Below are 23026 nucleotides of genomic sequence, written 5' to 3'. Positions count from 1 at the left end.
CGAAAGGGGTTTTATGTTGAAAATCGTTGGAATCATAGCGGAATACGACCCGTTTCACGCCGGGCACGCCTGGCAGATTCAGCAGGCACGGCAGGCGGGCGCCCGGGCCGTGGTGTGCGTGATGAGCCCTTCCGTAGTCCAGCGGGGCGGATGCGCTCTGTTCCCCACCCCGGTGCGGGTGCGGGCGGCACTGGCGGGCGGCGCGGATCTGGTGCTGTCCCTGCCCGCTCCCTACGCCACGTTGAGCGCCGAGGGGTTTGCCGCGGCCGGCGTGCATCTTTTGAGCATGCTGGGTTGTGTGGACACCCTGTGTTTCGGCGCGGAAACCCCTGACCCGGAACTTCTGCACCGGACGGCCCAAACGCTCCGCAGGCCGGAGTTCCAGCGGGAGATGCGTCATGCGCTGCGCCAGGGCGGCGGCTTTGCCGCAGCCCGAGCTGCCGCGGCCGAAGCCGTTCAGCCGGGCGCGGCAGCTCTGCTGGCCAGCCCCAACAACATTCTGGGCGTAGAGTATTGCAAAGCGATTCAGGCTCAGAAAAGCCCGCTGCAGGTTTTCGCTTTGGCACGGCGCGGTGCCGCCCACGGAGAAGCCACCCCCGGAGACGGCTTTGCCAGTGCCAGCGCCCTTCGCACGCTGTTTCAAGCCGAGGGTGCCGACGCGATGGCGCCCTACGTTCCGGCCGCCTGTCTGCCCCTGTATCTGCAGGCGCAGTCGGAAGGCCTGTTTCATGATCCCACAGCAGGCTCCATCGCGATCCTGTCACGGCTGCGCGGCCTCTCCGCCCAGGATCTGCTTCGTGTCCGCGGCGTGAACGAAGGGCTGGAGCACCGTCTGTACCAGAGCATCCAGTCCGCAGTGAGCCTGCCTGCCCTCTACGCAGATTTGAAGACCAAGCGCTACGCCCACGCCCGACTGCGCCGGCTGGTTCTGGACGCCGCGCTGGGGTACGGAAAGCAGATCCCCGCCCTGCCGCCCTATCTCCACGTTCTGGGTGCCAGCGAGCAGGGGTTAGCCGTGCTGAAAACTGCCAAAGAGACCGCACAGCTTCCCCTCTCCACCTCTCTGGCCCGGCTGCGGGACATCGCGCCCGACTGTGAACGCATCGCCCGCGCCCACAGCGACGCAGAGGATCTGGCAGCGCTGTGCCTCGCCCGGCCCCAGCCCTGTCAGACCGCCTACACGCAACCCTTTCTTCGCGTTTAACGATCAAAAAGGCCCCGTTCCCAAAGGAACGGGGCCTTTCTTTATGCGTAATGATACACCTTCCGGAACCGAACCAGACACCAGATGGACACCGCCAGCGACAAAACTTCCGCCACCGGGATGGCCAGCCAGATGCCGTTGACGCCCCAGATGCGGGGCAGCACGAAAATGCACAAAACCAGGAAGCCAAAAGTGCGCAGGAACGATAAAAACGCCGACACCTTTCCATTGGACAGCGCAGTGAACAGGCCCGAGGCAAAAATGTTCACGCCCTTGAGCAGGAAGGAGATGGCATACAGCAGCATTCCGTGCAGGGCAATGTCGAACACCTGCGTTCCGCGCCGGGCGAAGAAGCCCACCACCGGGCCGCTGAACGCCAGCGAGGCACCGTAAGCCGCCGCCGAGCCCACCGCGATGAACAGCAGGCTGAGCCGGAACAGCTTTTGCAGGCGCTCGTGGTTCTGCGCCCCGTAATTGTAGCTGAACAGCGGGGCCACGCCGGAGGTATACCCCAGAAACATTGCCACAAACAGGAAATCCGCATAAAACACAATGGTGATGGCTGCCACGCCGTCCTCGCCCAGCCAGCGCATCATTTCCAGATTGAACAGGAAGGTGGTCACCGCGATGGCCAGGTTGGTGACCATCTCGGAAGAACCGTTGGCACAGGCCTGCACCAGAATGTCCCCACGCAGCACCGGCTTTGTGAAGTGGAGGTGCTGGCTGCGGCATACCGAAAAATAGATCAGCCCCGTCACGGCAGGGATCATGAAACCAATACCCGTGGCAATGGCCGCCCCCTTGATGCCCATTTGCAGCGGCACGATGAATACATAGTCCAGAATGATATTGGCCAGGCCCCCCGCCACGGTGGATATCAGCCCCAGATTGGGCCGTCCCGCTGTGACAAACAGATACTGAAACAACAGCTGAAGCACCGCGAAAGGCGTAAATCCGCTCATGTAGATGAGATAGTCATAGCAGTGCTGAAAAATGGCATCGCTGGCCCCCAGCGCCCGCACCAGCGGGGAAGCGAATACCAGGCCGCCCACGCCGATGAGAACGCCCAGGACTGTGCCTGCCGCCACCACCAGCGAAAAATTCTCCCGCGCCTCCTGATTTTTCCCCTCGCCCATCTGCCGGCCCACAATGGCGCTGCCGCCGGTGGCCAGCATAATGCCTACCGCAAACACCAGATTCAGCGCCGGATACACAATGTTCACCGCACTGAGCGCGCTGGTTGCCACAAAATTGGAAACAAATGCACCGTCCACCATGGTGTAAAACGAGTTAAAGATTAACATGATCATGGTGGGGATGGTAAAACGAAGCAAATACCCGGGCGTGACCGCCCGCTCCATGACGTTCATCAGAGTTCTCCTTTCTCCAGCTGACTCAATTGACAAAAAGACCGGTGAATGCTCTCCAGCATGTCGCACAGCATGGCCACCTCTTCCGGAGAATGGCGGCGCTCCACCTCATCCAAAGCCGCATACAGCACCCGGTCATACGCCCGGTATTCGGCGCGCACCGGCTCGTTGACGCTCAGGTAAAAGACCCGCTTATCTTCGTCGCTCTGGGTTTTGGTCACAAGGCCCAGCCGCTCCAGTTCCTTCACCTTCAGTGTCACGGCGGACTTGGCAATGTGCAGCATGTCCGCCAGTCGGCTGACCGTGCACTTGTCCGTATAGGCGATCAGATCCAGATACAACAGGCTGTTGTGCGTGATCCCCTGGGAAATGGCGCCGTTCGCCAGGCGAAGCTCATTGACCACCATGCCTACGTAGAAGCGTTCCATGCTCTGCCGCAGATCCATTTTCATCCACTCACTTTGTTTCATAAATATAATTATATTTGCTTAACTAATTGTAGCAAACCCGCCTTTTCCTGTCAACAGCCCGTAAAAAAACGGACCTCTCCATACAGAGAGGTCCGTTTTTTCGTGTTATCCGCGTCCAAACAAACGGGTTTTCCGCATCATTTTCGCGGCCAGCTGCGGCGTGAGCTGTTCCGCCTTCAGGCGCCAGCGCCAGTTGTTTCCGCCCAGCGTGGAGGGAGTATTGATGCGCCCCGCCGCCCCCAGGCCCAGCCAGTCGGCCATGGGGGTCACAGCCAGCTTTGCGGGGCTGGCAAGAACGCCCCGCAGCATGCCGTCCACCAGACCTTCTTCCTCATTCAGGCCCAGATAGGCAGTGGCTTTGCGCCGTTCTTTCGCGGGCGCATGGCGCAGCCAGTCGGCCACGGTGGTGTTGTCGTGCGTGCCCGGATACGCAATGCAGTTTTCCGGGTAATGGTGCGGCAGATACTCACTGTCGCCGGACGGATCAAAGGCAAATTGAAGCACCTTCATCCCGGGGAAGCCGCTGTCGCTGAGCAAACGGCGTACACTGTCAAACATCTCGCCCAGGTCCTCAGCCACAATTTCCGCTTTGCCCAGCTGCTGCTCCACCTTCCGGAACAGCTCCATGCCCGGCCCGTTGCGCCAGGCTCCGCCCCGGGCGTTTTTGGCACCATAGGGGATGGCGTAATAGGTGTCGAAGCCCCGGAAGTGGTCAATGCGCACCATGTCGTACAACTCCAGCGCAAAACGAATGCGCCGCACCCACCATTCGTATCCGGTTTTCCGATGATAATCCCAGTCATACAGCGGGTTGCCCCACAACTGGCCATCCTCAGAGAAATAATCCGGCGGGCAGCCCGCCACGGCCGTGGGGGTACCGTCCTCATCCAGCTGGAACAGCTGCGGTCCGGCCCATACATCGGCGGAATCTGCGGAGACATAGATGGGCAGGTCTCCCAGAATGCGCACTCCCTGCTTTTGGGCATGTGCCTTCAGCGCGCGCCACTGGCGCTGGAATTCGTATTGGCAGAATTTCCAAAAATGGACTTCGCTCTCGTGTTCGGCGTACAGCGCATCGATGGCGCTTTGGGCGTGGTCCCGCTGCGGCTGCGGCCACTGGCGGTAGTGGACCCCGCCGTTCAGTCCCTTGGCCGTCATAAACAGCGCATAATCTTCCAGCCACCAGCCCTGCTCATAGCAAAAGTGATAGTAGTCATCCGGATACCATTTCGAAAATTTTGCAAAAGCCTTGCGCAAAACGGCGAAGTGCGTTTTTTCCACTGTTTCGTAGTCCACCTTGCCGTCGGTGCCAAAGCGCAGAGTTTCATAATCGGTTTTTTTCAACAAGCCGTCTTTGCGAAGCAGGTCAAAATCAATGAAATAGGGGTTTCCCGCAAAAGCCGAACAGCTTTGATACGGGCTGTCGCCAAAACCGGTGGGAGAGACCGGCAGGATCTGCCAGACCGCCTGATGCGCCTTCTTCAAAAAATCAATAAAATCATATGCCGGTTTTCCCAGCGTGCCGATGCCGAACGGACCGGGCAGGCTGGCCACCGGCATTAAAATACCGCTTTCCCGCATGTAAATCCTCCTCGCGTGGGTTCAAAGTTCAACATAAGCATTATAAACGAAAATAAATGGATTTTCGCGCCAAAAAATCAGCGTTTTTTTTAGTGTTTTTCACAAGTAGCTATGGTATTATGTTATGGAGTTATACATAGCATGAGCACAGACTGGAGGCTTTCATGAACGGGACGAAAAAGCTTTACTACGATGAGCCCTACCTCGCGCAGTTCTGCGCAAAAGTACTTTCGTGCACCCCCCTGCACGGCGGGCAGTTTGCCGTTGTACTGGACCAGACCGCTTTTTACCCGGAAGGCGGCGGCCAGCCTGCGGACCACGGATCTCTGGGCGGTGCCTGTGTGCTGGACGCCCGGGACGAAAACGGAACCGTGGTGCACATCACAGCCTCTCCTGTGCGCGTGGGTGAGACGGTGCAGGGCGATGTGGACTGGATGCGCCGCTTTGACCATATGCAGCAGCACACCGGAGAGCATTTGCTCAGCGGTGTGATCAAGTCCCAGTTCGGCTACGACAATGTGGGCTTTCACATCGGGCCGGACGTGGTCCGTGTAGATGTGTCCGGCCCTTTGAGCGACGGAGAATTGCAGGAGATCGAGCAGGCGGTCAACTGGGTGATCTGGCAGAACGGACCTGTTCGGGCGCTTTGGCCCACTGCGGAAGAACTGGCGGACATGCCTTACCGCAGCAAAAAGGAAATTGAAGGCCCGGTTCGCATCATCGACGCAGCCGGTGCGGATCTGTGCGCATGCTGCGGCACCCACGTGGCACGCTGCGCCGAAGTGGGCGCAGTCAAGATCCTCAGTGCGCAGAACTACAAGGGCGGCACCCGCTTGTCGGTGGTGTGCGGCATGCGCGCGCTGCGGGATTACACACTGAAATGCGAAAACGCTTCCCGCATCAGCACCCTGCTCAGTGCCAAAGTCAACGAGATCGCTCCGGCGGTGGAGCATCTGCAGGACGAGGCCGACGCGCTGAAAGCACGGGTGGCCCGGCTGGAAACGGAACTGTTTGAAAGCCGCGCCCGGCAAATGGCCGGGGCCGAACATCCGGTGGTATTTGAAGATGACCTTCGGCCCGACAGCCTGCGCAGATTGTCCTGCGCGCTGAGCGGCGTATGCCCCGGCGTGTGCGCAGCTTTCTCCGGCAGCGATGAAACCGGCTATTCCTACGCACTGTTTGAAAAAGACGGCGACGTGAGTGAATGCAACCGCGCCATGAACAAAGCCCTGAACGGCCGCGGCGGCGGGCGGGGCGAAGTGGCGCAGGGAACGGTCCACGCCACCCGCGCCCAGATCGAAGCCTATTTTCAATCCATTTAAAACAAAAGCACCGGCCCGACGGCCGGTGCTTTTTATGGTTCAAGGCTCTTGCGATACTGCTGAATCAACAATTTGGCCGTGTCAAAATCCAGCTTTTCCTCCACGGCCAACCGCTTAATCAGCGCCACATAGGGGTCCGCCGCCTGCTCTTCCGTCAGGCGGATTTTTTGAATCAGCCGGTCCAGCCGCAGGCGAACGGTGGGATAGGTGACGCCATACGCCCCGGCCATTTCCTTCAGACTGCCTGACGCCAGCAGAAATTTTCGGATGAACTCCACATCCTCCTCTTCCAGCCCGGCCATCCACTCCGGCACCACTTCCACTGCCATGGATTCTTCCTCCTTACAAATCCTGAAGATTCATCTTCTCCAGTTCCCGCTGCTTTCTGCTCTTACTGCGCACCACCCCGTAAATGAGCAGAAAAACATAGGTGGGCAGATTTCCCAGAAGGAAATTCATCCCGATGGATGCCGCGATCACCAGCGGATCGGTGCTGGTTGTACTCTGGGGATAGTTCAAGCTGGAAAACAGCGCCCACAGCAGCGAAAGCCCCGGAAGGATCAGACCCGGCCACCACGCTTTCTTGCGCGCCAGCATGCGCTCCAAAAAACACAACCCCACAAATACGGCGCCCAAAACCAGCGGCACCAGCAACACAATTGTACCTGCCATGACTGCCATCTCATTTCTCCCCTTTCTGCCCATAGTATATACTTTAATTTTATTAAAGTCAATCTTTAATTTTATTTTTTATAAAATTTTATTTCCATCCAAAATCGCGGTGCATAAAGAGTCTCCCTCATACACCAGTTTCAGAGAAAAGAAGGGGACATCCCAAGCCAGAAGGTCCAAAAAAATGCGGTCCCCCTCCCAGAGTTCGAGCTTCGTCACCTGTGACACGGGCACCCAGGCCAGTTCGCCCTCATCACAGGCGTGAAGCGTGCCGGAAAACCGGGTGGAAGTGAACAAATGCATATATTCCGTTCCCCACTGGTCGGACACAAAGGTGACGATTCCCCGGGGCCGCACCTCTTCCAGTGCAAGGCCGGTTTCCTCCCGCACTTCCCGCCGGGCGCACTCTTCCGGGCTTTCGCCTTCCTCAAACTTTCCGCCCACGCCGATCCACTTGCCGGCGTTCTCATCCTGCTGCTTTTTCACACGGTGCAGCATCAAGTAGCATCCGTCTTTCTCCAGATAACACAGCGTCGTATTTTTCACGGTTCCACACTCCTTTGTATCAGCATACCACACCGGGCCGCTTTGTGGTATACTGTTTTCAAAACAGAAGGAGCGATGCGCATGACACAAGTGACAGCGGCACAGATGAAGCAAATCGAGCAGGCAGCCAATGCCGGCGGACTGTCTTACCTGCAAATGATGGAAAACGCCGGGCAGGCAGCGGCGCAGCTGGCATTAAAGCGATGCCCCGCTGCGCAGACTGCCGCCGTATTCTGCGGCAAGGGAAACAACGGCGGCGACGGATTTGTAGTGGCGCGGCTGCTGCATCAGGCAGGACTGCAGGTGCAGGTGATCCTGACCGACGGACCCCGGCCGGCCACGCCGGACGCTCTGACCAATTTCCAGCGGGCCTCTGCACGGGGCATCGTCATCCGTGAAAACAACGACGAAGCAGACGCTTTTATCCGGTCCGCGGACCTGCTGGTGGACGCGGTGTGCGGAACAGGCTTCCATGGAGAACTGCGCCCCGGCGCGGCACAGGCAGCTCGTCAGATGAAGGAAGCACCGGGCTTTGTACTGGCGCTGGATATTCCCAGCGGTGTGGAGTGCGACACCGGTCGTGTGGCCGAAGGTGCGGTCCTGGCCGACTGTACCGTAACCTTTCATGCTGCCAAACCCTGTCACACACTGGCCGCCCGGCAGTGCGGCGACATCGTGGTGGCAGACATCGGAATTCGGCTGTGATCCGACAAAAACATTCAAAAACGCCCGTCCGGCTTTGCGCCGAACGGGCGTTTTTTCTGTCTATCCTGGACCGGCATTCCGGCTTGCTTTAATTCTCTGTCTGAACATCCATCAGATACTCCAACTCCCAGCCGTCGTTCAGCCGCCACAACGCATAGAGCCGGCTCTGTTCGGAACACGCCGTTCCCCACGCCTGTTCCCCCTTCCACTGAACCCGGCAATGCCAACGAGCCTTTGGTTCCTTTTGCAGAGCCAGCGCATACAGCTGCCCGTGCAGATCCTGTGTTGTTTTCTGGGGCTGCGGCGTTCCACATGCCAGAAGACAAACCGCCAAACCCGCCACACAGATTGCCCAACGCCGCATCAACATCCCCTCCTTTGCCCATCATTATACTCAATATATTTAGTATAGTCAATGTCTTGAGCATGGTAGCATACAAATGAGGTGGGGCGTGTGATCAGTTACGAACCGTTTTACAAAACATTGTACCGCAAAAACATGACCGAATATCAGCTGATTTTCAAGCACGGCGTTTCGGCCAACACCCTCCATCGGATGAAGCACGGCAAAACCATTACATTGAAAACACTGGATACTTTGTGTTTTATCCTGGACTGTCCGGTTTCAGACATCATTGAATACCGCAAAGAATAAAAAAAAGCGGGATGCCTTGGCATCCCGCTTTTTGCTTAGTTGAGCGCTTTGTAAACGCGCTCCAGTTCTTCTTCATCCTCACTCACCAGGAGTACAGGATGCGTATAGTCCAGGCTCATCAGGCCCAGAATGCTTTTGGCATCCGCAATGCTCCCCTTGGCGTCGTGCACGCCGATATCGTTGTAGCAGCGAGATGCCGCGTTCATAATGTTTTTCACTTCATTGAAATTGGAAATCTTAATCTGCTTGACCATTTTGGTTTACCTCTCTTCCAGTCAGCATAGATTTGCGTACTTGTAAGGCCTCACCATCCAGTTTATGGTGTACTCTCCCGTCCTTACGTTGTGCATTATATCATAAGTTTTCCCATTTGTCTTGTATAAAATACACAAATCATGGTTTTGCGTTTCTTTTTCTCGCTATTCAACAAAACTGCATTTCACCAAATTTTGGTTTTGTGCAGTTCGGCAAGAAAAAAGAGGGACTGTTTGCAACTATTTTGTTTCAATCTCTTTGCCTTCACCTTTTTAAGGCTCCAAAAATCCATATTGAGAACAAATTGTTGCAGCAAAAGCTGTTTTTTGGGTAAATACATCTTCTATTCGGATGGTTGTTTTCCAAAATTCATGCTATAATTGAAAAAAAAGCACAGATGCGGTGAGAGAAAATGAATTTGAAATTTTACCGTGACCCACAGCAGGTACACGACTTATTAAATATGTTCAGCCAGAGCACCGGCGATTTTTATGTATTTTTTGACTGCCTCACCCGCACGGTCGCTTTTTCAGAAAATCTGAGGAATGTTTTTGAACATCCCGCGGCAGACAGGCTTGTGTGCACTTTGGAAGAGTGGCGCAAAAATGTGGATATGCGGGACATTGCCCGTCTGGAATCTATTTTTCAGGATCTGCTTGCAAAAAAGTACGACACCTATGATCTTTATTACCGTGCAGTAGACCGCAACGGAGAACTTCTCTGGATCAACAGCCGTGGGAAATGTTTCGCAGGGCCGGACGGCCGTCCGCTGTACGTTCTGGGGCGATTGTCCCGGGCCGTTCCCGCCGAACTGCCGAGCTCTGCGTCTGATTTTCAAATTGCCGAACTGAAAAAAGAGACGCAGAAGCTTCTTTCCGGCATCAAGGACGGATTCTTGCTTTTGGTGGACGTAGACGATTTGAAATCCATCAACCTGAAAAGAGGGCGCGATTTTGGTGACGCTTTGTTAAAAGATGTAGCCCACGTTATTCAGAACGAAACGCCCGGAGACCAGCGTTGCTTTCGTGTCAACGGCGACTGGTTTTCCATCAACCTGCCCGGGGCCAGCTCTTCTGATGTAACTGCCGCATTTGGCCGTATTCAGCAAAAGCTGTCCGGTCAGTGTACCCTGTCCGCCGGCTGCGTCTCTTACACAGACTATGCCACCCCTGATGCCGACACGCTGCTGCAATATGCGGAAATTGCGCTGGACACGTCCAAAGCCCACGGCAAAAACCAGTTAAATTTTTTCTCACCGGAAGATTACGAAAAAAGGCTGCGCACACTGGAACTGCGGGAAGAGCTGGAGGCAAGTGTGACTTCAGGATTCAGAGGATTTTCACTTTGCTACCAGCCGCAGATTTTCTCCGGCTCTTACGATTTGTATGGAGCAGAAGCACTGCTTCGCTACACCTCTCCCCGCCTGGGGCCGGTTTCCCCCGTGGAATTTGTGCCGATCCTGGAACAGACCGATTTGATTTATCCGGTGGGCATGTGGGTATTGGAAACCGCCTTGGCTCAGTGCAATGCATGGCGCGCCAAAGCCCCTCAGGTGCACATGAGCGTTAACATGTCTTACAGCCAACTGCGAAAAAGTACTGTGAAGCAGGATGTTTTGAACTCTCTTCGGCGCAGCGGGTTGCCCGGTTCCGCACTGACCATTGAAGTAACCGAAAGCATGGAACTTCTGAATTATCCCGATCTCAACCAAATTTTCCGCCAATGGAAAACTCATGGCATTTCCATTTCTGTGGATGACTTCGGGACGGGATACTCCAGTTTAAGCCGGCTGAAAGAAATGGACATCGACGAAATCAAAATAGACCGCTGTTTTGTAAACAACATTCAGAAAAGCGTCTATAATCAGCGTCTTTTAAACAACATCGTGGAACTGGCGGACGGTTGTCAGATCCACGTATGCTGCGAAGGCGTGGAAACAGCGGAAGAACTGGCCCTTCTGGAAAAATTGCAGCCCTCTTTGTATCAGGGCTTTTTATTTGCCCGCCCCTGCTCTGAAAAAGAGTTTTCCGCACAGTACCTGTGCCCCAAAGAGGAACTCCCATGGGCCTCGCTTCGCCAGAAAGTCAGCCTTCCTTCTTCCTCATCCGAAACGCTGCCTTCTCCGGACGCCTCGGAAGAAATTGCGCAGACCATTCTGAATGCGGAAACCGATATTTTCTATCTCAGCGATCTGGATACTTATGAATTGTATTACTTGAATCCTGCCGGCCAGAAAACCTTTGATGTGCGGGATTACAAAGGCAAAAAGTGTTATCAGGTGCTGCAGGGCGCCGATAAGCCCTGTTCCTTCTGCACCAATGCATTTCTGCGCCGTGACTCGTTCCATTTGTGGGAGAACAAAAACGAATACTGCGGACGCCATTTCCTGTTAAAGGATAAACTGGTGGAATATCAGGGCAAAAACGTGCGATTGGAAGTGGCGCTGGACATCACCAAGCAGGAACTGGTCAGCGAGCAGGCCCGCGAGCGTCTGGCTTTTGCAGACCGAATCGTGGGATATATGAACACGCTGTCGCGCCAGTCGGACTACGACCGGGCGGTGGGGCAGGTTTTGGCTTCGGTGGGTGATTTCTATCAATCGGATCGCGCCTATTTGTTTGAGCCGTCTCTGGTTCATCCCGGCCACTGGGACAATACCTTTGAATGGTGTGCACCCGATGTTTCCCATCAAAAAGAAAACCTTCAAAATGTGTCGCCGGACGCACTTGCCCGCTGGCTGGCCATTTTTGAAAAGGAACAGTCCATCATTCTTCACAACCTGGCACCTCTGCGGGAAAGTTCTCCTGTGGAATGGGAGATTCTGAGTCAGCAGGGCATTCATCGTCTGATTGCGGTCCCTGTGCGGGATGAAGGAAAAACCATTGGCTTCATTGGCGTCGACAACCCCCGGTATGCCATTCACGACGATTCCCAGGTGCGTGTGCTGGCCGGCTTTTTGCTGACTCGTATCCGTCAGGACCGAAACGAACGCCGGTATCAGGCGCTGCTGCGAAGCAGCGATCAGGACGTTTTGGCTGCGCTGCAGGTTGGTTTTTGGCTCATGCGCCTGGATCGAAACGAAACGGTGCCTCGTCAGATTCTTTTTAACGAAGTGGCAGCCCGCCTGCTTGGATTTACACGGGACTGCTCGCCTGCCGAAAACTGCAGGGTCTGGTATTCCCGCATCGTAGAAGCAGACCGCCCGAAGCTGGAAGAAAAGCTGCATCAGACCGTGCAAAACGGTGCTCTTCTGCAAACGGCCATTCATTGGCGTCATCCTCAGAAGGGAATCGTCCTGCTGCGCTTCTCCGGTATACGGCTTCAGAGCACGGATGACTGGATCGAACTGAAAGGTTATTGCCGTATTTTGGACGAAACATGATTTTCTCAAACCAAAAAAGGCGCCACGGATATCCGGGGCGCCTTTTGATCTGTCTTTCTTCACCACAGCTGACAGACCTGTTCATACATATCTACATATTGTTTGGCACTGGCATTCCAGCTCATGTCGCATTCCATTGCCCGTTTCACAAGCACTTTCCATCCGTCCGGATTGTCATAGCCCTCTTTCGCACGCAAAACTGCATTCAGCATCTCGTGGGCGTTGTAATTGCGGAATGTAAATCCATTGCCCTTTCCGTCGCCGGAATCCTGAATGGAATCCCGCAGGCCGCCGGTCTCACGCACAATGGGAACTGTGCCATAACGGAGGGCCACCATCTGCGACAAGCCGCAGGGTTCGGACTTGGAAGGCATCAGGAACAGATCTGCACCCGCATACACCTTGCGGGCCAGTGACGGGATGAAGCCGATTTTCACCCCAACCGCACCGGGATTTCTGGCCGCCAGCTCGCGGAAAAAGCTCTCGTATTCTGCCTCGCCGGAGCCCAGCACCACCAGCTGCAGCCCGTTGTTGATGATGTCCTGTGCCACATGGCGCACCAAATCCACACCCTTGTGACCTACCAGACGTGTGACCATGGCCACCACCGGCACCGGCCAGTCGTTCAGGCCAAAGAGGCTTTGCAGTTCCTTCTTACAGGCGGGTTTGTGTTTTCCAAAATTCGACGCGCTGTAATTTTCCGCCAGGTTTGGATCCGTGGACGGGTCATAGCTCTTCACATCAATGCCGTTGAGAATGCCGCACAGCTTGTACTGCTTCTGACGCAGCAGATCGTCCAGCCCATGACTGTACCAGGGGTCCAAAATCTCCTGCGCATAGCTGGGCGAGACCGTGCTCACCTTATCTGCGCATTCAATGGCGCCCTTCATATAGTTGACGCAACCGTCATATTCCAGAATGTGCGCATCCTGCCGGCCGATGGCCACCGTATCTTCCAGAATATCCATGCTGTACTTGCCCTGATACTGGATATTATGAATGGTGAAAACGGTTTTGATGTTGCGGAACTCTTCCAGATGACGATAATACAGGTTCAGGTACACCGGCACCAGCGCGGTCTGCCAATCGTTGGTATGGATGAGGTCCGGCTGGAAGTCGATGTGGAACAGCATTTCCAGAATCGCGCGGGAGAAATAAGCGAAGCGCTCCCCGTCGTCGTAGAAGCCATACAATCCAGTACGTTTAAAATAATACTCATTATCCAAAAAGTAATACGTTACACCGTCATGCGTCAGTTCAAACACACCGCAGTACTGGTTGCGCCAGCCAACCGGCACGGTGAAATTGGTCAGATATTTCAGCTTATCCCGGTATTCCGGCTTCATGTCGCCGTACAAAGGCAGGACCACACGGCACTCTACTTTCCGGCTTTGAATGGCACGCGGCAGGCTGCCTGCCACGTCGCCCAAGCCGCCGGACGCGGCAAAGGGGCTGGCCTCGCTGGCACAAAACAATACCTTCATGTCACACGCTCCTTTTGCAAACAGGGCGGACCTGACGGCCCGCCCTATGGATGTAAAAATCAAACCTCGGTACCTTTTTCAATGTAAACGGGGAAGTTGGAGTTGCCCAGCAGGCGGCGGCCCATGGTAACGTGCACGTTTTTATCCGTGACGATGTAGTCCAGTTCCACGTTCTGGTCCACCGTGGTGCCCTGCATCAGAACGCAATTGCGAACCTTTGCGCCTTTGGCGATCTTTACGCCGCGGAACAGCACGCAGTTTTCCACTTCACCCTCGATGACGCAGCCGTCCGCCACAATGCAGTTTCTGACTTTGCAGTCCATGGCATAACGCACGGGCGCTTCATCGCGCACTTTGGTGTACACCGGGCGCTCTTTCGGGAACAGCGCAGCCATGTTTTTGGGGTCCAGCAGGCGCATATTCTCGTCAAAATAGCTCTTCATGTCGTAAATGCGCGCACGGTAACCCGTGTACTCATAGCTGTTCACATGCAGAATCTTCAGGCTGGGCGCGATGATGTCGCGCTCCAGGTACACCAGATTGTGAACCTGCGCGTCACGCACCATTTCAATCAGCTCTTCGCGGTCCATCACGATTACGTTCATGGACAGGTTCTGCACGCCGGGACGATAGTCATTGGTGCGCAGCTCTGTGATGCGGCCGTCTCCGCCCACTGTAAAGGTGTAGTTTTCCGTCTGAATGGGCAGAGGAATCTCCGCACGCTCATACACCATGGTCACATTGGCACCGCTGTCGATGTGCTTTTCCATCAGGTCCGCAAAGTCCAGATCATGCGCGATGTTGCAGTCGGACAGGATCACGTATTTTTCTTTCTGCGCGCGCAGGAAGTTCAGAATGCTTCCCAGGGCTTCCACACGGCCGTGATAAATTTTGGTATTCTCCTGCGCAAAGGGCGGAACCAGGTTCAGTCCGCCGCGCTTGCGGGACAGATCCCACTCGCGGCCGTTGCCCAGGTGATCCATCAGGGAATAATAATTTTTCTTTGCGAGCAGCGTCACATTTTCAATGCCCGCGTTGACCATGGCAGACAGGGAGAAATCCACCATGCGGTAACGGCTTCCGAAGGGCACACTGGCCATGGTGCGGCGATGCACCAGCTCCGGAATCAGTTCGTCGTATGTATTGGGGAAAATAATGCCCAGCGCATTCATATTTACCATAACTGCTCACCATCCTGTACGTCTTTTTCCAGCATCGCCTTGGGCCCGACTTTCGCGCCCGCGCCGATGGTGCGGCCTTCGCCGACAACAGCCACGCCCCACTTGGATTTGTCTTCCACAGTCTCCGGGCGTGCGCCGACCACAGCGCCTTTCTTCACAGTCACATTCTCTGCGATGATGGAATAATAGACCTCGGCCCCTTCTTCCACCACGGCGCCGGGCATCAGAATGGAGGATTCCACCATTGCGCCGCGGCCCACCGAGACGCCGGCAAACAGGATGCTGTTGCACACGGTGCCTTCCACCAGGCAGCCCTCTGTCAGCATGGAATTGTCCACATGGGCATGCTCGCTGATGTAATGGCCGGGACGGCCGGAGGTACGGGAGTAGATTTTCCAGTCGGATTCCCAAACATCCAGAGGAACATTGGGATCCAGCAGGTCCATATTGGCTTCCCACAAGCTGTCGATGGTTCCCACGTCTTTCCAATAGCCTTCAAAGGGATAGGCCACCATCTTCTCGCCTGCGTTCAGCATATTGGGAATGATGTTTTTGCCAAAGTCGTTGGAAGAATTGGGGTCTGCTTCATCTTCCGTCAGATATTTGCGCAGTTTTTCCCAGGTGAAGATGTAAATGCCCATGGAGGCCAGGTTGGACTGGGGCTGTTTGGGTTTCTCTTCGAACTTGGTGATGGTGCTGTTCTCGTCGGCCGTCATGATGCCAAAACGGGAAGCCTCTTCCCAGGGCACTTCCATAACAGCGATGGAGCAGTCCGCCTGTTTTTCTTTGTGGAACTCCAGCATTTTGCTGTAATCCATTTTGTAAATGTGGTCACCGGACAGGATGATAACATACTCCGGATCGTAGCGCTCGATAAAATTGATGTTCTGATAAATGGCATTGGCCGTTCCTTTATACCAGTCGGAGCCCGTGGCCGTCTGATAAGGCGGCAGCACGTGAACGCCGCCGTACTGGCGGTCCAGATCCCAAGGCTGGCCGTTGCCGATGTACTCGTTCAGCAGCAGAGGCTGATACTGGGTCAACACACCCACTGTGTCAATTCCGGAATTGACGCAGTTCGAGAGCGGAAAATCGATGATACGGTACTTTCCTCCAAACGGGACGGCGGGTTTTGCCAGCTTCTTGGTAAGGGCGTATAAACGTGACCCCTGACCGCCAGCCAGCAGCATGGCAATACATTCTTTCATCTTTTTCTCCCCTTGCGGCGTTCTGCAAAGCACAGGCCGCCTTTGCAAAACACCAAATTTATTTCTTTTCCGTGCCGGGTGTATCCGGCCGGAAACAAAAGGCAAATCACTTTGCCTGTTTGCCGGTTTTTTCGGCTGCTTTTGCCGATTTCTTTTTCGGAGCGCTCTTGCGCACCGCCGGTTTTTTCGCAGCCTCTGTTTTTTCCTTTTTCACGCTGCCGCGCGGTGCGCGTTTGGCAGGTGTGGAAAAAATCAGCGTGGACATGGGTGGAATTTTAATGGAAATGGACTGTTCAAAACCGTGCATGGGTTCTTTCTGCGCCTTGACCGGTTCATTGTGCAGACCCGAGCCGCCGAATTCTTCCGCGTCGGAGTTGAGCAGTTCTGTATATGTGCCGCCGCGGGGCACGCCGAAGCGATAGTCCGGGCGCAGCACCGGTGCAAAGTTGCACACGGCCAGAATCTCGCGGCCCTTTTTGTCCCGGCGCAGGAACACGATCACGCTCTGGGAAGAATCATCCGGTACGATCCACTGGAAACCATCCCAGGAGAAGTCGTCCTCCCACAGCGCAGGCGTGTCCTTGTACAGCCGGTTCAGACTGCGGACGTAATGCTGCATTTGTGCATGACGATCATATCCAAGCAGCATCCAATCCAGCTGCTGGGCCTCGTTCCACTCGATGAACTGTGCAAACTCCTGCCCCATAAACAGCAGCTTTTTGCCGGGATGCGCCATCATATACCCATAGAACGTGCGCAGGTTGGCAAATTTCTGCTCGTAATCACCGGGCATCTTATTGATCAGGCTGCACTTTCCGTGCACCACTTCATCATGACTCAGCGGCAGCACAAAGTTTTCGCTGAAGGCATAAAAGAAACTGAATGTGACCTTGTTGTGATTGCCGGCACGGAACAGCGGGTCCGTGCTCATATAGCTGATCATGTCGTTCATCCAGCCCATGTTCCACTTGAAGTTGAAACCCAAACCGCCGTCCGCCACCGGACGCGACACCATCGGCCAGGCAGTGCTCTCTTCCGCGATCATCAGCGCGTGGGGATGACGGGCGAACACCTCTGTGTTCAGCTTGCGCAAAAAGTCAATGGCTTCCAGATTTTCCTTTCCGCCCTGCGCGTTGGGGCTCCATTCGCCGTCCCGCCGGTTGTAGTCCAGATACAGCATGCTGGCCACCGCGTCCACGCGCAGGCCGTCCACATGATATTCCTCCAGCCAGAACAGCGCGTTGGAGATCAGGAAGCTCTGCACCTCGGGCCGGCCGTAATCAAACACCATGGTCCCCCATTCTTTGTGCTCTGCACGCAGGGGATTCTGGTCTTCGTAGCAGTTGGTACCGTCGAACTTGTAAAGACCGAACTGGTCCTTGGGGAAGTGCGCAGGCACCCAGTCCATGATCACGCCAATGCCGGAACGGTGGCATTTGTCCACAAAATACTTGAAATCATGGGGTGTTCCATAGCGGCTGGTGGGAGCAAAATACCCTGTTACCTGATAGCCCCAGCTGGCATCCAGCGGATGCTCCATCAGCGGCAGCAGTTCCACATGGGTATAGCCCATATCAATCAAATACGGCACCAGCTCATCCGCCAGAGCCTTGTAATCAAACTGGTTCCCGTCCGGATAGGTGCGCCAGCTGCCCGCGTGCATCTCATAGATGTTCATGGGAGTGTTCAGCGGGTCAGTCTGGGAGATGTAGCGCTGCCAGCGGCTGTCTCCCCACTCATACCCCGACAGATCGTACACCTTGCTGCAGTTGGCAGGCCGGGTTTCCGCGTGGAACGCATAAGGGTCCGCCTTGAACACCAGCTCATCCGCAGGGGTGGTCACACAGTACTTGTAAATGTCAAACTGCTCCAGACCGGGCACAAAGCATTCCCAAATGCCGCCGTCCGGGTCCAGATTCAGCATGGGTGTGGCCGTGGGGACCCAGCTGTTGAAATCGCCCACCACGGATACCGCTTTGGCACGGGGCGCCCATACCCGGAACACCACGCCCTCGTAGTCCCCGCGCTTTTCCAGATGCGCGCCGAAAAAGCGCTGGCACTCAAAGTTTTTTCCCTGCTTAAAAAGGTAAATCGGCAAGTCTGATGCCTGATTGGTCTTTTTCAAAAAAGCTCCTCCTTTGGGGCAAACCCGGCAAAAGGCAGGTTTCGCACATACTGACTGAAACCACGGCTAAACGCGGTTTCTTTCTTATTATAATAAACATTTTCCAGTCTTTTTGCAATAGTTTTCTGTATCATTCGTTGAAACGGGCACCAAAAAACGCACCATTTTTTGGACATTTTACACAAATTTTATCCAATCTTAGAAAAATTGCGATTTTTTTGTCAATCCTTGGCCAAAAGTTTCCTGAAGGTTGTCATACAACTTGTCCCGCGAAATCGATGTATAGCAATTATAAAAAGGCAACTTTCGAAACTTTTCGCCGTTCTCTTGGAACAGGTAATCCACAAATTTTTCAAAATCGGGCACAGTTCGCTATAAATTTCGTCAAAGACAATCTTTCTGTATACAGCAAAACCCCGCCTTCCCAAGGAAAGCGGGGTTTTTTCAAAGCCACTTTTTACGAATCGCCAGCACAACGCTGACAGCGGTGAACACCACCGCAATGCCGATGACGATCCAAAAACCGAAAGGCGAGGACTCAAACGGCACGGGCACATTGGTGCCCCATAACGCAAACACAATACTGGGGACCGTGAGAATAATGGTCACGCTGGCCAGCATTTTCATGACGATGTTCAGATTGTTGGAAATCACCGAAGCAAAGGCATCCATGGTGCCCGACAAAATGTCCCGATAGATATTGGACATCTCAATGGCCTGCTTGTTTTCGATGATCACATCTTCCAGCAGTTCGGTGTCATCGGGAAAATCCCGCACAAAATCCATGCGGAGAAGTTTTTCCAGCACCAGCTCGTTGCCCTTGAGCGAAGTGGAAAAATACACCAGGCTCTTTTCCAGGCCCAGCATCTGAATGAGCTCTTTGTTTTTCATGGACAGGTGCAGCTCGTTCTCCACGCGGTTGGACGCCTTGTCCACCTCACGCAGATAGAACAAAAACAGCGTCGCGTTGCGATACAAAAGCTGCAGCGTCATGCGCTTTTTCTTTTTGGTGGAAAAGCGCTTGGCAGAACCGTCGCTGAACGCGCGGGACAACGCGCTTTCCTTCAGGCACACGGTGATGATGTTGTCCTTCGTGAGCACAATGCCGTACGGCAATGTGGTGTAAACAAAACCACGTCCCGGCTGGACTTCCACGGTCGGGGTGTCCACCAGGATCAGCATATTGTCGTCTTCCGAGTCAATGCGGCTGCGTTCTTCTTCGTCGAGTGCGGCCCGCACCAGGTCTACATCCACCTGCAGCTGGTCGCAAACCGATCGGATCTCCTCTTCTGTCGGCGCACACAAATCGATCCAGGCGCCCGGTTCAATGCGCTCCAGTTCGTTCAGCACGCCTTCGTCCGTCGAATAAATCGTAATCATGATATCCCTGCTTTCCGCGCGCCGGTCCGCGCACATGCAGGCAGCACAAAATCAGCCGCGCACAGCGCAGAAAGCACGCTCATTTTTTTGTCGGCATGATCGCCCTCGAGGATCGCCCTCCACGCTATGTCACACTCCTTTTTCCATCGCTATGGGTCTCTTCGCCTTATTCAGTGTATGCTCTCACAACAGGGTTTGTCAAGAAAAACAAAAGCAAATCGTGAATCGGCAAAAAGAGGCCGTCGGTTTCCGCGAAAGATTTCGACAAATTGTCAATGGCCGTGCGGCACCGGTTCCAGCGACAGCACCGGAGCCTGCAGCAGCTGCGCATCCTGCGCGTCATGGGTCACCACCAGCACCGTGCGCCCCTGCCGGCGCTCCTGCACAAACCGCGCCGCACAACGATGTGCCTCCTCGTCCAGTCCTTTGAACGGCTCGTCCAGCAGCACGGCGCCCGCTCCGTCCGCCAGCATGGCCCGGGCCAGTGCCACACGCCGCCGCTGCCCGCCGGACAACTCCGCCACCGGCCGGCCGCACGCATCCTTCTCCAGACCAAGGCTGTAAAGCGCATCCCGGATTTTCTGTTCCGGCAGGCTGCACACAAAGCGAACATTATCCACCGCATCGGCATACTCCAGCAGCCGTTCTTCCTGAAAGGCGGCGGAAAAGCGAGTGTCTCCGGCGGATACCGTGCCCCGGTCGGGTTTCAAAAGCCCCGCGACCACGCGCAAAAGCGTGGTTTTTCCCTGACCGGACGGTCCCATCACACAGACCATTTCGCCGGCCGGAAACTCCAGGCTGAGATCCTGCAGCACGGGAGCGCCGCCGAACCCTTTCGCCACCTGCTCCATTCGGACAGGGCCCGCAGTGCCCGGCTCCGTCGGCCGGGGGGCCGTCACCCGAAGGGCCCGCCGGCCCGCCCAGTCCAGCGCACGCAAAAACAACTTTTCAAAGCACAGGCTCAGCAGCACGATCACCACGGTCCACGCCAGCAGTTCGGCTGTGGAAAACAGCAGTTTCGCATCGTACAATTTCTCGCCGATGCTGCCCGAAGTGATGCCGATCACTTCGGCGGCCACGCCGCTTTTCCAGCACAGACCCAACCCCACGGCGCAAGCCGCGCGGAAAGGCGGCAGCACCGCGGGCAGACGGATGTAACGCATGGTGCGTCCCCAGGGTACCCGGTACAGGCGCGCCAGTTCCAAAAGCTGTGCGTCTGCCTGACGGATGCCTGTGAGCGTGTTGGTGTACACAATGGGCAACACCATCAGGAAGCTGATGAACACAGCCAGATTTCCCGTGTTCCGCAGCCACAAAAGCGCCAGAATGATAAAGCTGGCCACGGGGATGCTTTTCACCGTGACCATCAGCGGGCGCAGAAGAGCCCGCACCACGCCGGACCCGGCCGCCAGCACCGCCAGCACCACGCCGACCAGCACCGCCAGTACAAATCCGGACAAAATGCGCACGGTACTGAACAGCACAGTGGCCCAAAAATCTCCGGTTGTGATCAGCCCCGCCAGAGTGACCAGCACTTTTACCGGCGAGACCAGCAGCAAATCGCTTCCAATGCAGACGCTGGCCGCCTGCCACAGCAAAAGCCAGAAGCAGACAGCCAGCCCATTGACGATTATTTTCTTTTTACGCTCCGTAATAGAATGCATCATCCGGCATGGTCCCTCCCACAGAATCGGGGGCCTGGTCGTACAGCACCTGCAGATAGCCGGAGACCTTCTCCTTCATTTCCGAACCGGTGATGAAGGTGATGTTGCACTCCGGCAGCGCTTTCTGAGCTACAGGCGCCTTGGGCACGATCTCATACCCGGCTACCAGCTCGGCCGCTGCTTCCACATTGCTGTTGACAAAATCCACGCTGGACGCGTAATCTTCCAGGAATTCCTCAAACGCGGCGGGATTGGCCTCGGCAAACTCCTTGCGGACCACCGCGACACCGGTGACCAGTGCCGAATCCGGAGAAACCTTGTTCCACTCCTCGGTCATATCCAGCGCCACTTTGACGTTTTCGTTCTGCATCTGCAGCGTGGTCACATAGGGCTGCGGCAGCATGGCAACAGCGCCCTCACCGGCGCTCTCCATGGCGGCCGCCACCTCGGTGGCCTCGCTCAGGTACTCCACGGTCACGTCCGTTCCCACGGTCAGGCCGTTCTGAGACAAAACGTAATTCAGCACGTACTCCGGCGTGGTGCCCTTGCCCGTGGAATAGATGGTCTTGCCCTTCAGGTCCGCCACCGAAGAGATGCCGTCGCCGTTGGTGACCACATACAGCACGCCCAGGGTGTTGATGGCCGCCACCTGTACGGCCCCCTCGGTCTTATTATACAGCACGCTGGCCAAGTTGCAAGGCACCAGCGCCACATCGATGTCGCCCTTGATCAGCTGCGGCGCGATCTCGTCGGCCGTGCCGTACATGGTGACCTGATAGTCGTGGCGCGCTTCACCCTTGTCCGCGCTGTCCATCAGCTCCACCAGACCCATGGTGGTGGGGCCCTTCAGGCTGGCGATACGGAAGGTGGTTCGCTCAGCGGACGCAGTCGACGAAGCCTCGGAGCTGGCCGAGACACTTTGAGAAGCCGAAGCCACCGCATCGCTGGAGCTGGACGCCCCGGACGCACCGCATCCGGCCAACAGGCTGAGGCTCATGGCCGCAGCCAGAAAAGCAGAAATCCATTTTTTCATACGCATAAAACTCCTCTTTCTTGCATGTTGCCGTTTCATTATAGTATAATAAAGCGCAAAAGAACGTTGCCGTTGCAACATTTGGAGGAAAAGCATGGAAATCTCCCGCAAAGTTCTGGAGCGCTGCCCCCTGTTTGCTCAAATTTCTGCCGCGCAGGCCTGGCAGCTGCTGGACGAACTGAACGCCTGGACCCGCACCTATGCCTGCGGCGAGGCGCTGGTACTGGCCGGTTACGAAAATCACAGCATCGGAATCGTTCTGGATGGAACGATCGAAGCATATAAAACCGAGCCTGACGGCGGCCAGCTGATGATGGCCCGCATGGGGCCGGGCGGGGTGTTCGGCGACGTGATCTGCGGCAGCCGAAGCCGGAAAAGCCCGGTGACCGTGGTGGCCGCCACCCCGGTGCAGACGCTGTGGGTTCCCTATGCACGGGTGCTGAGCGGCGGCGGAAGCCCTGCGCACATCCTCTTTCTGCAGAATCTGATTGCTCTGCTGGCGGACAAATACTTTTCGCTGGACCGCCGGTTGGAGCTTCTGATGGCTCGCACCCTGCGGGAAAAGATTCTGCGTTATCTGACCGCGGAGGCCGGGCCGGACAGCGTCTGCGTCACGCCTTTCACACGGGCACAGCTGGCCGCCTATCTGGGCTGCGACCGCTCGGCCCTGTGCCGGGAGTTGTCCCGCATGCAAAGGGACGGTCTTTTGGAAGTGCGCGGCCGCACGTTTCGCCTGCTCCGGAACTGATAAACCAAAAGGCGGGGGGGGGGGGGGGGGGGGGGGGGGGG

The 23026-nt window shown here is 55.8% G+C and carries 22 protein-coding genes; 7 read left to right on the top strand and 15 right to left on the bottom strand.

The annotated features are described in order from the left end of the window. The first annotated feature begins 13 nt into the window (after positions 1 to 13). Positions 14 to 1204, top strand: a complete 1191-nt coding sequence (locus WMO24_RS09420; protein WP_349216188.1) for a nucleotidyltransferase family protein — start codon at positions 14 to 16, stop codon at positions 1202 to 1204. 41 nt (positions 1205 to 1245) lie between these two features. Here the strand turns inward: WMO24_RS09420 and WMO24_RS09415 are convergent, their stop codons facing one another. The 3 genes from WMO24_RS09415 to malQ form a co-directional block, all read right to left on the bottom strand. Next, complete coding sequence (locus WMO24_RS09415) at positions 1246 to 2574, bottom strand: MATE family efflux transporter (RefSeq protein WP_349216187.1); 1329 nt, start codon at positions 2572 to 2574, stop codon at positions 1246 to 1248. After that, complete coding sequence (locus WMO24_RS09410; RefSeq protein WP_349216186.1) at positions 2574 to 3044, bottom strand: MarR family winged helix-turn-helix transcriptional regulator; 471 nt, start codon at positions 3042 to 3044, stop codon at positions 2574 to 2576. Before WMO24_RS09410 ends, WMO24_RS09415 begins: the two co-directional genes overlap by 1 nt. 105 nt (positions 3045 to 3149) lie before the next feature. Beyond that, positions 3150 to 4625 carry a 4-alpha-glucanotransferase gene (gene malQ, locus WMO24_RS09405; RefSeq protein ID WP_349216185.1) on the bottom strand — a complete coding sequence of 492 codons (1476 nt, stop codon included), beginning with the start codon at positions 4623 to 4625 and terminating at the stop codon, positions 3150 to 3152. Between the two features lie 164 nt (positions 4626 to 4789). Here malQ and WMO24_RS09400 point away from each other — a divergent pair, with 164 nt between their 5' ends. Further along, positions 4790 to 5947 carry an alanyl-tRNA editing protein gene (locus WMO24_RS09400; protein ID WP_349216184.1) on the top strand — a complete coding sequence of 386 codons (1158 nt, stop codon included), beginning with the start codon at positions 4790 to 4792 and terminating at the stop codon, positions 5945 to 5947. A gap of 32 nt (positions 5948 to 5979) precedes the next feature. On the opposite strand, the gene WMO24_RS09395 is transcribed toward WMO24_RS09400, so the two are convergent. The 3 genes from WMO24_RS09395 to WMO24_RS09385 form a co-directional block, all read right to left on the bottom strand. After that, positions 5980 to 6276 carry a DUF2089 family protein gene (locus tag WMO24_RS09395; protein WP_349216183.1) on the bottom strand — a complete coding sequence of 99 codons (297 nt, stop codon included), beginning with the start codon at positions 6274 to 6276 and terminating at the stop codon, positions 5980 to 5982. A gap of 13 nt (positions 6277 to 6289) precedes the next feature. Next, positions 6290 to 6628 carry a hypothetical protein gene (locus WMO24_RS09390; protein ID WP_349216182.1) on the bottom strand — a complete coding sequence of 113 codons (339 nt, stop codon included), beginning with the start codon at positions 6626 to 6628 and terminating at the stop codon, positions 6290 to 6292. Between the two features lie 69 nt (positions 6629 to 6697). Next, positions 6698 to 7165 (bottom strand): NUDIX hydrolase, encoded by a 468-nt coding sequence (locus WMO24_RS09385; protein ID WP_349216181.1) that lies wholly within the window; start codon positions 7163 to 7165, stop codon positions 6698 to 6700. An 81-nt stretch (positions 7166 to 7246) separates the two neighbouring features. On the opposite strand from WMO24_RS09385, the gene WMO24_RS09380 reads away from it, so the two are divergent. Beyond that, complete coding sequence (locus WMO24_RS09380; RefSeq protein WP_349216180.1) at positions 7247 to 7870, top strand: NAD(P)H-hydrate epimerase; 624 nt, start codon at positions 7247 to 7249, stop codon at positions 7868 to 7870. Positions 7871 to 7958: 88 nt separating this feature from the next. Here the strand turns inward: WMO24_RS09380 and WMO24_RS09375 are convergent, their stop codons facing one another. Further along, complete coding sequence (locus WMO24_RS09375) at positions 7959 to 8234, bottom strand: hypothetical protein (protein ID WP_349216179.1); 276 nt, start codon at positions 8232 to 8234, stop codon at positions 7959 to 7961. Between the two features lie 90 nt (positions 8235 to 8324). Between WMO24_RS09375 and WMO24_RS09370 the strand changes: the two genes are divergently transcribed. After that, positions 8325 to 8525, top strand: coding sequence for a helix-turn-helix domain-containing protein (locus tag WMO24_RS09370; RefSeq protein WP_349216178.1), 201 nt, complete (start codon positions 8325 to 8327; stop codon positions 8523 to 8525). Positions 8526 to 8560: 35 nt separating this feature from the next. Here WMO24_RS09370 and WMO24_RS09365 read toward each other — a convergent pair whose 3' ends face one another. Beyond that, complete coding sequence (locus tag WMO24_RS09365) at positions 8561 to 8779, bottom strand: hypothetical protein (protein ID WP_349216177.1); 219 nt, start codon at positions 8777 to 8779, stop codon at positions 8561 to 8563. Between the two features lie 413 nt (positions 8780 to 9192). Between WMO24_RS09365 and WMO24_RS09360 the strand changes: the two genes are divergently transcribed. Further along, entirely contained in the window at positions 9193 to 12162 is a 2970-nt protein-coding gene (locus WMO24_RS09360) for an EAL domain-containing protein (protein ID WP_349216176.1), read from the top strand. A 59-nt stretch (positions 12163 to 12221) separates the two neighbouring features. Here the strand turns inward: WMO24_RS09360 and glgA are convergent, their stop codons facing one another. The 4 genes from glgA to glgB all read right to left on the bottom strand — a co-directional run bounded on the left by glgA (position 12222) and on the right by glgB (position 18160). Then, positions 12222 to 13646 (bottom strand): glycogen synthase GlgA, encoded by a 1425-nt coding sequence (gene glgA, locus WMO24_RS09355; RefSeq protein ID WP_349216175.1) that lies wholly within the window; start codon positions 13644 to 13646, stop codon positions 12222 to 12224. 59 nt (positions 13647 to 13705) lie between these two features. After that, positions 13706 to 14827 (bottom strand): glucose-1-phosphate adenylyltransferase subunit GlgD, encoded by a 1122-nt coding sequence (gene glgD, locus WMO24_RS09350; RefSeq protein WP_349216174.1) that lies wholly within the window; start codon positions 14825 to 14827, stop codon positions 13706 to 13708. Then, the gene (locus WMO24_RS09345) at positions 14821 to 16035 is read right to left on the bottom strand and encodes a glucose-1-phosphate adenylyltransferase (RefSeq protein WP_349216173.1); all 1215 of its coding nucleotides are present in this window, start codon (positions 16033 to 16035) and stop codon (positions 14821 to 14823) included. The genes glgD and WMO24_RS09345 overlap by 7 nt, the downstream gene beginning before the upstream one ends. Before the next feature lie 106 nt (positions 16036 to 16141). Then, a complete protein-coding gene (glgB, locus tag WMO24_RS09340) occupies positions 16142 to 18160 on the bottom strand; it encodes a 1,4-alpha-glucan branching protein GlgB (protein ID WP_349216172.1) in 2019 nt (672 codons plus the stop codon). Here glgB and WMO24_RS09335 point away from each other — a divergent pair. Beyond that, positions 18139 to 18642 carry a hypothetical protein gene (locus tag WMO24_RS09335; protein ID WP_349216171.1) on the top strand — a complete coding sequence of 168 codons (504 nt, stop codon included), beginning with the start codon at positions 18139 to 18141 and terminating at the stop codon, positions 18640 to 18642. The genes glgB and WMO24_RS09335 overlap by 22 nt on opposite strands. On the opposite strand, the gene WMO24_RS09330 is transcribed toward WMO24_RS09335, so the two are convergent. The 3 genes from WMO24_RS09330 to WMO24_RS09320 all read right to left on the bottom strand — a co-directional run bounded on the left by WMO24_RS09330 (position 18605) and on the right by WMO24_RS09320 (position 22237). Next, entirely contained in the window at positions 18605 to 19540 is a 936-nt protein-coding gene (locus WMO24_RS09330) for a magnesium transporter CorA family protein (protein ID WP_349216170.1), read from the bottom strand. The two genes, WMO24_RS09335 and WMO24_RS09330, sit on opposite strands and share 38 nt — an antisense overlap. 272 nt (positions 19541 to 19812) lie before the next feature. After that, positions 19813 to 21207, bottom strand: a complete 1395-nt coding sequence (locus WMO24_RS09325) for an ATP-binding cassette domain-containing protein (protein WP_349216169.1) — start codon at positions 21205 to 21207, stop codon at positions 19813 to 19815. After that, positions 21182 to 22237 carry an ABC transporter substrate-binding protein gene (locus tag WMO24_RS09320; RefSeq protein WP_349216168.1) on the bottom strand — a complete coding sequence of 352 codons (1056 nt, stop codon included), beginning with the start codon at positions 22235 to 22237 and terminating at the stop codon, positions 21182 to 21184. Before WMO24_RS09320 ends, WMO24_RS09325 begins: the two co-directional genes overlap by 26 nt. Before the next feature lie 94 nt (positions 22238 to 22331). Here WMO24_RS09320 and WMO24_RS09315 point away from each other — a divergent pair, with 94 nt between their 5' ends. Beyond that, entirely contained in the window at positions 22332 to 22985 is a 654-nt protein-coding gene (locus tag WMO24_RS09315) for a Crp/Fnr family transcriptional regulator (RefSeq protein WP_349216167.1), read from the top strand. Positions 22986 to 23026 lie beyond the last annotated feature (41 nt).

The sequence above is a fragment of the Ruthenibacterium intestinale genome (genome assembly GCF_040096265.1).
GTDB classification, from domain to species: domain Bacteria; phylum Bacillota; class Clostridia; order Oscillospirales; family Ruminococcaceae; genus Ruthenibacterium; species Ruthenibacterium komagatae.
The sequence above is the reverse complement of the archived record's forward strand: the minus strand, read 5'-3'. Positions and strand labels throughout refer to the sequence as shown.

Coding starts and splice junctions, on each gene's coding strand:
- glgD (WP_349216174.1), bottom strand. CDS start 14,827: ATGGTAAATATGAATGCGCTGGGCATTATTTTCCCCAATACATACGAC.
- WMO24_RS09360 (WP_349216176.1), top strand. CDS start 9,193: ATGAATTTGAAATTTTACCGTGACCCACAGCAGGTACACGACTTATTA.
- WMO24_RS09415 (WP_349216187.1), bottom strand. CDS start 2,574: ATGAACGTCATGGAGCGGGCGGTCACGCCCGGGTATTTGCTTCGTTTT.
- WMO24_RS09325 (WP_349216169.1), bottom strand. CDS start 21,207: ATGATGCATTCTATTACGGAGCGTAAAAAGAAAATAATCGTCAATGGG.
- WMO24_RS09315 (WP_349216167.1), top strand. CDS start 22,332: ATGGAAATCTCCCGCAAAGTTCTGGAGCGCTGCCCCCTGTTTGCTCAA.
- glgA (WP_349216175.1), bottom strand. CDS start 13,646: ATGAAGGTATTGTTTTGTGCCAGCGAGGCCAGCCCCTTTGCCGCGTCC.
- WMO24_RS09335 (WP_349216171.1), top strand. CDS start 18,139: ATGCCTGATTGGTCTTTTTCAAAAAAGCTCCTCCTTTGGGGCAAACCC.
- WMO24_RS09410 (WP_349216186.1), bottom strand. CDS start 3,044: ATGAAACAAAGTGAGTGGATGAAAATGGATCTGCGGCAGAGCATGGAA.
- WMO24_RS09345 (WP_349216173.1), bottom strand. CDS start 16,035: ATGAAAGAATGTATTGCCATGCTGCTGGCTGGCGGTCAGGGGTCACGT.
- WMO24_RS09380 (WP_349216180.1), top strand. CDS start 7,247: ATGACACAAGTGACAGCGGCACAGATGAAGCAAATCGAGCAGGCAGCC.
- WMO24_RS09375 (WP_349216179.1), bottom strand. CDS start 8,234: ATGCGGCGTTGGGCAATCTGTGTGGCGGGTTTGGCGGTTTGTCTTCTG.
- WMO24_RS09320 (WP_349216168.1), bottom strand. CDS start 22,237: ATGAAAAAATGGATTTCTGCTTTTCTGGCTGCGGCCATGAGCCTCAGC.
- WMO24_RS09390 (WP_349216182.1), bottom strand. CDS start 6,628: ATGGCAGTCATGGCAGGTACAATTGTGTTGCTGGTGCCGCTGGTTTTG.
- WMO24_RS09395 (WP_349216183.1), bottom strand. CDS start 6,276: ATGGCAGTGGAAGTGGTGCCGGAGTGGATGGCCGGGCTGGAAGAGGAG.
- WMO24_RS09365 (WP_349216177.1), bottom strand. CDS start 8,779: ATGGTCAAGCAGATTAAGATTTCCAATTTCAATGAAGTGAAAAACATT.
- WMO24_RS09400 (WP_349216184.1), top strand. CDS start 4,790: ATGAACGGGACGAAAAAGCTTTACTACGATGAGCCCTACCTCGCGCAG.
- WMO24_RS09330 (WP_349216170.1), bottom strand. CDS start 19,540: ATGATTACGATTTATTCGACGGACGAAGGCGTGCTGAACGAACTGGAG.
- WMO24_RS09420 (WP_349216188.1), top strand. CDS start 14: ATGTTGAAAATCGTTGGAATCATAGCGGAATACGACCCGTTTCACGCC.
- malQ (WP_349216185.1), bottom strand. CDS start 4,625: ATGCGGGAAAGCGGTATTTTAATGCCGGTGGCCAGCCTGCCCGGTCCG.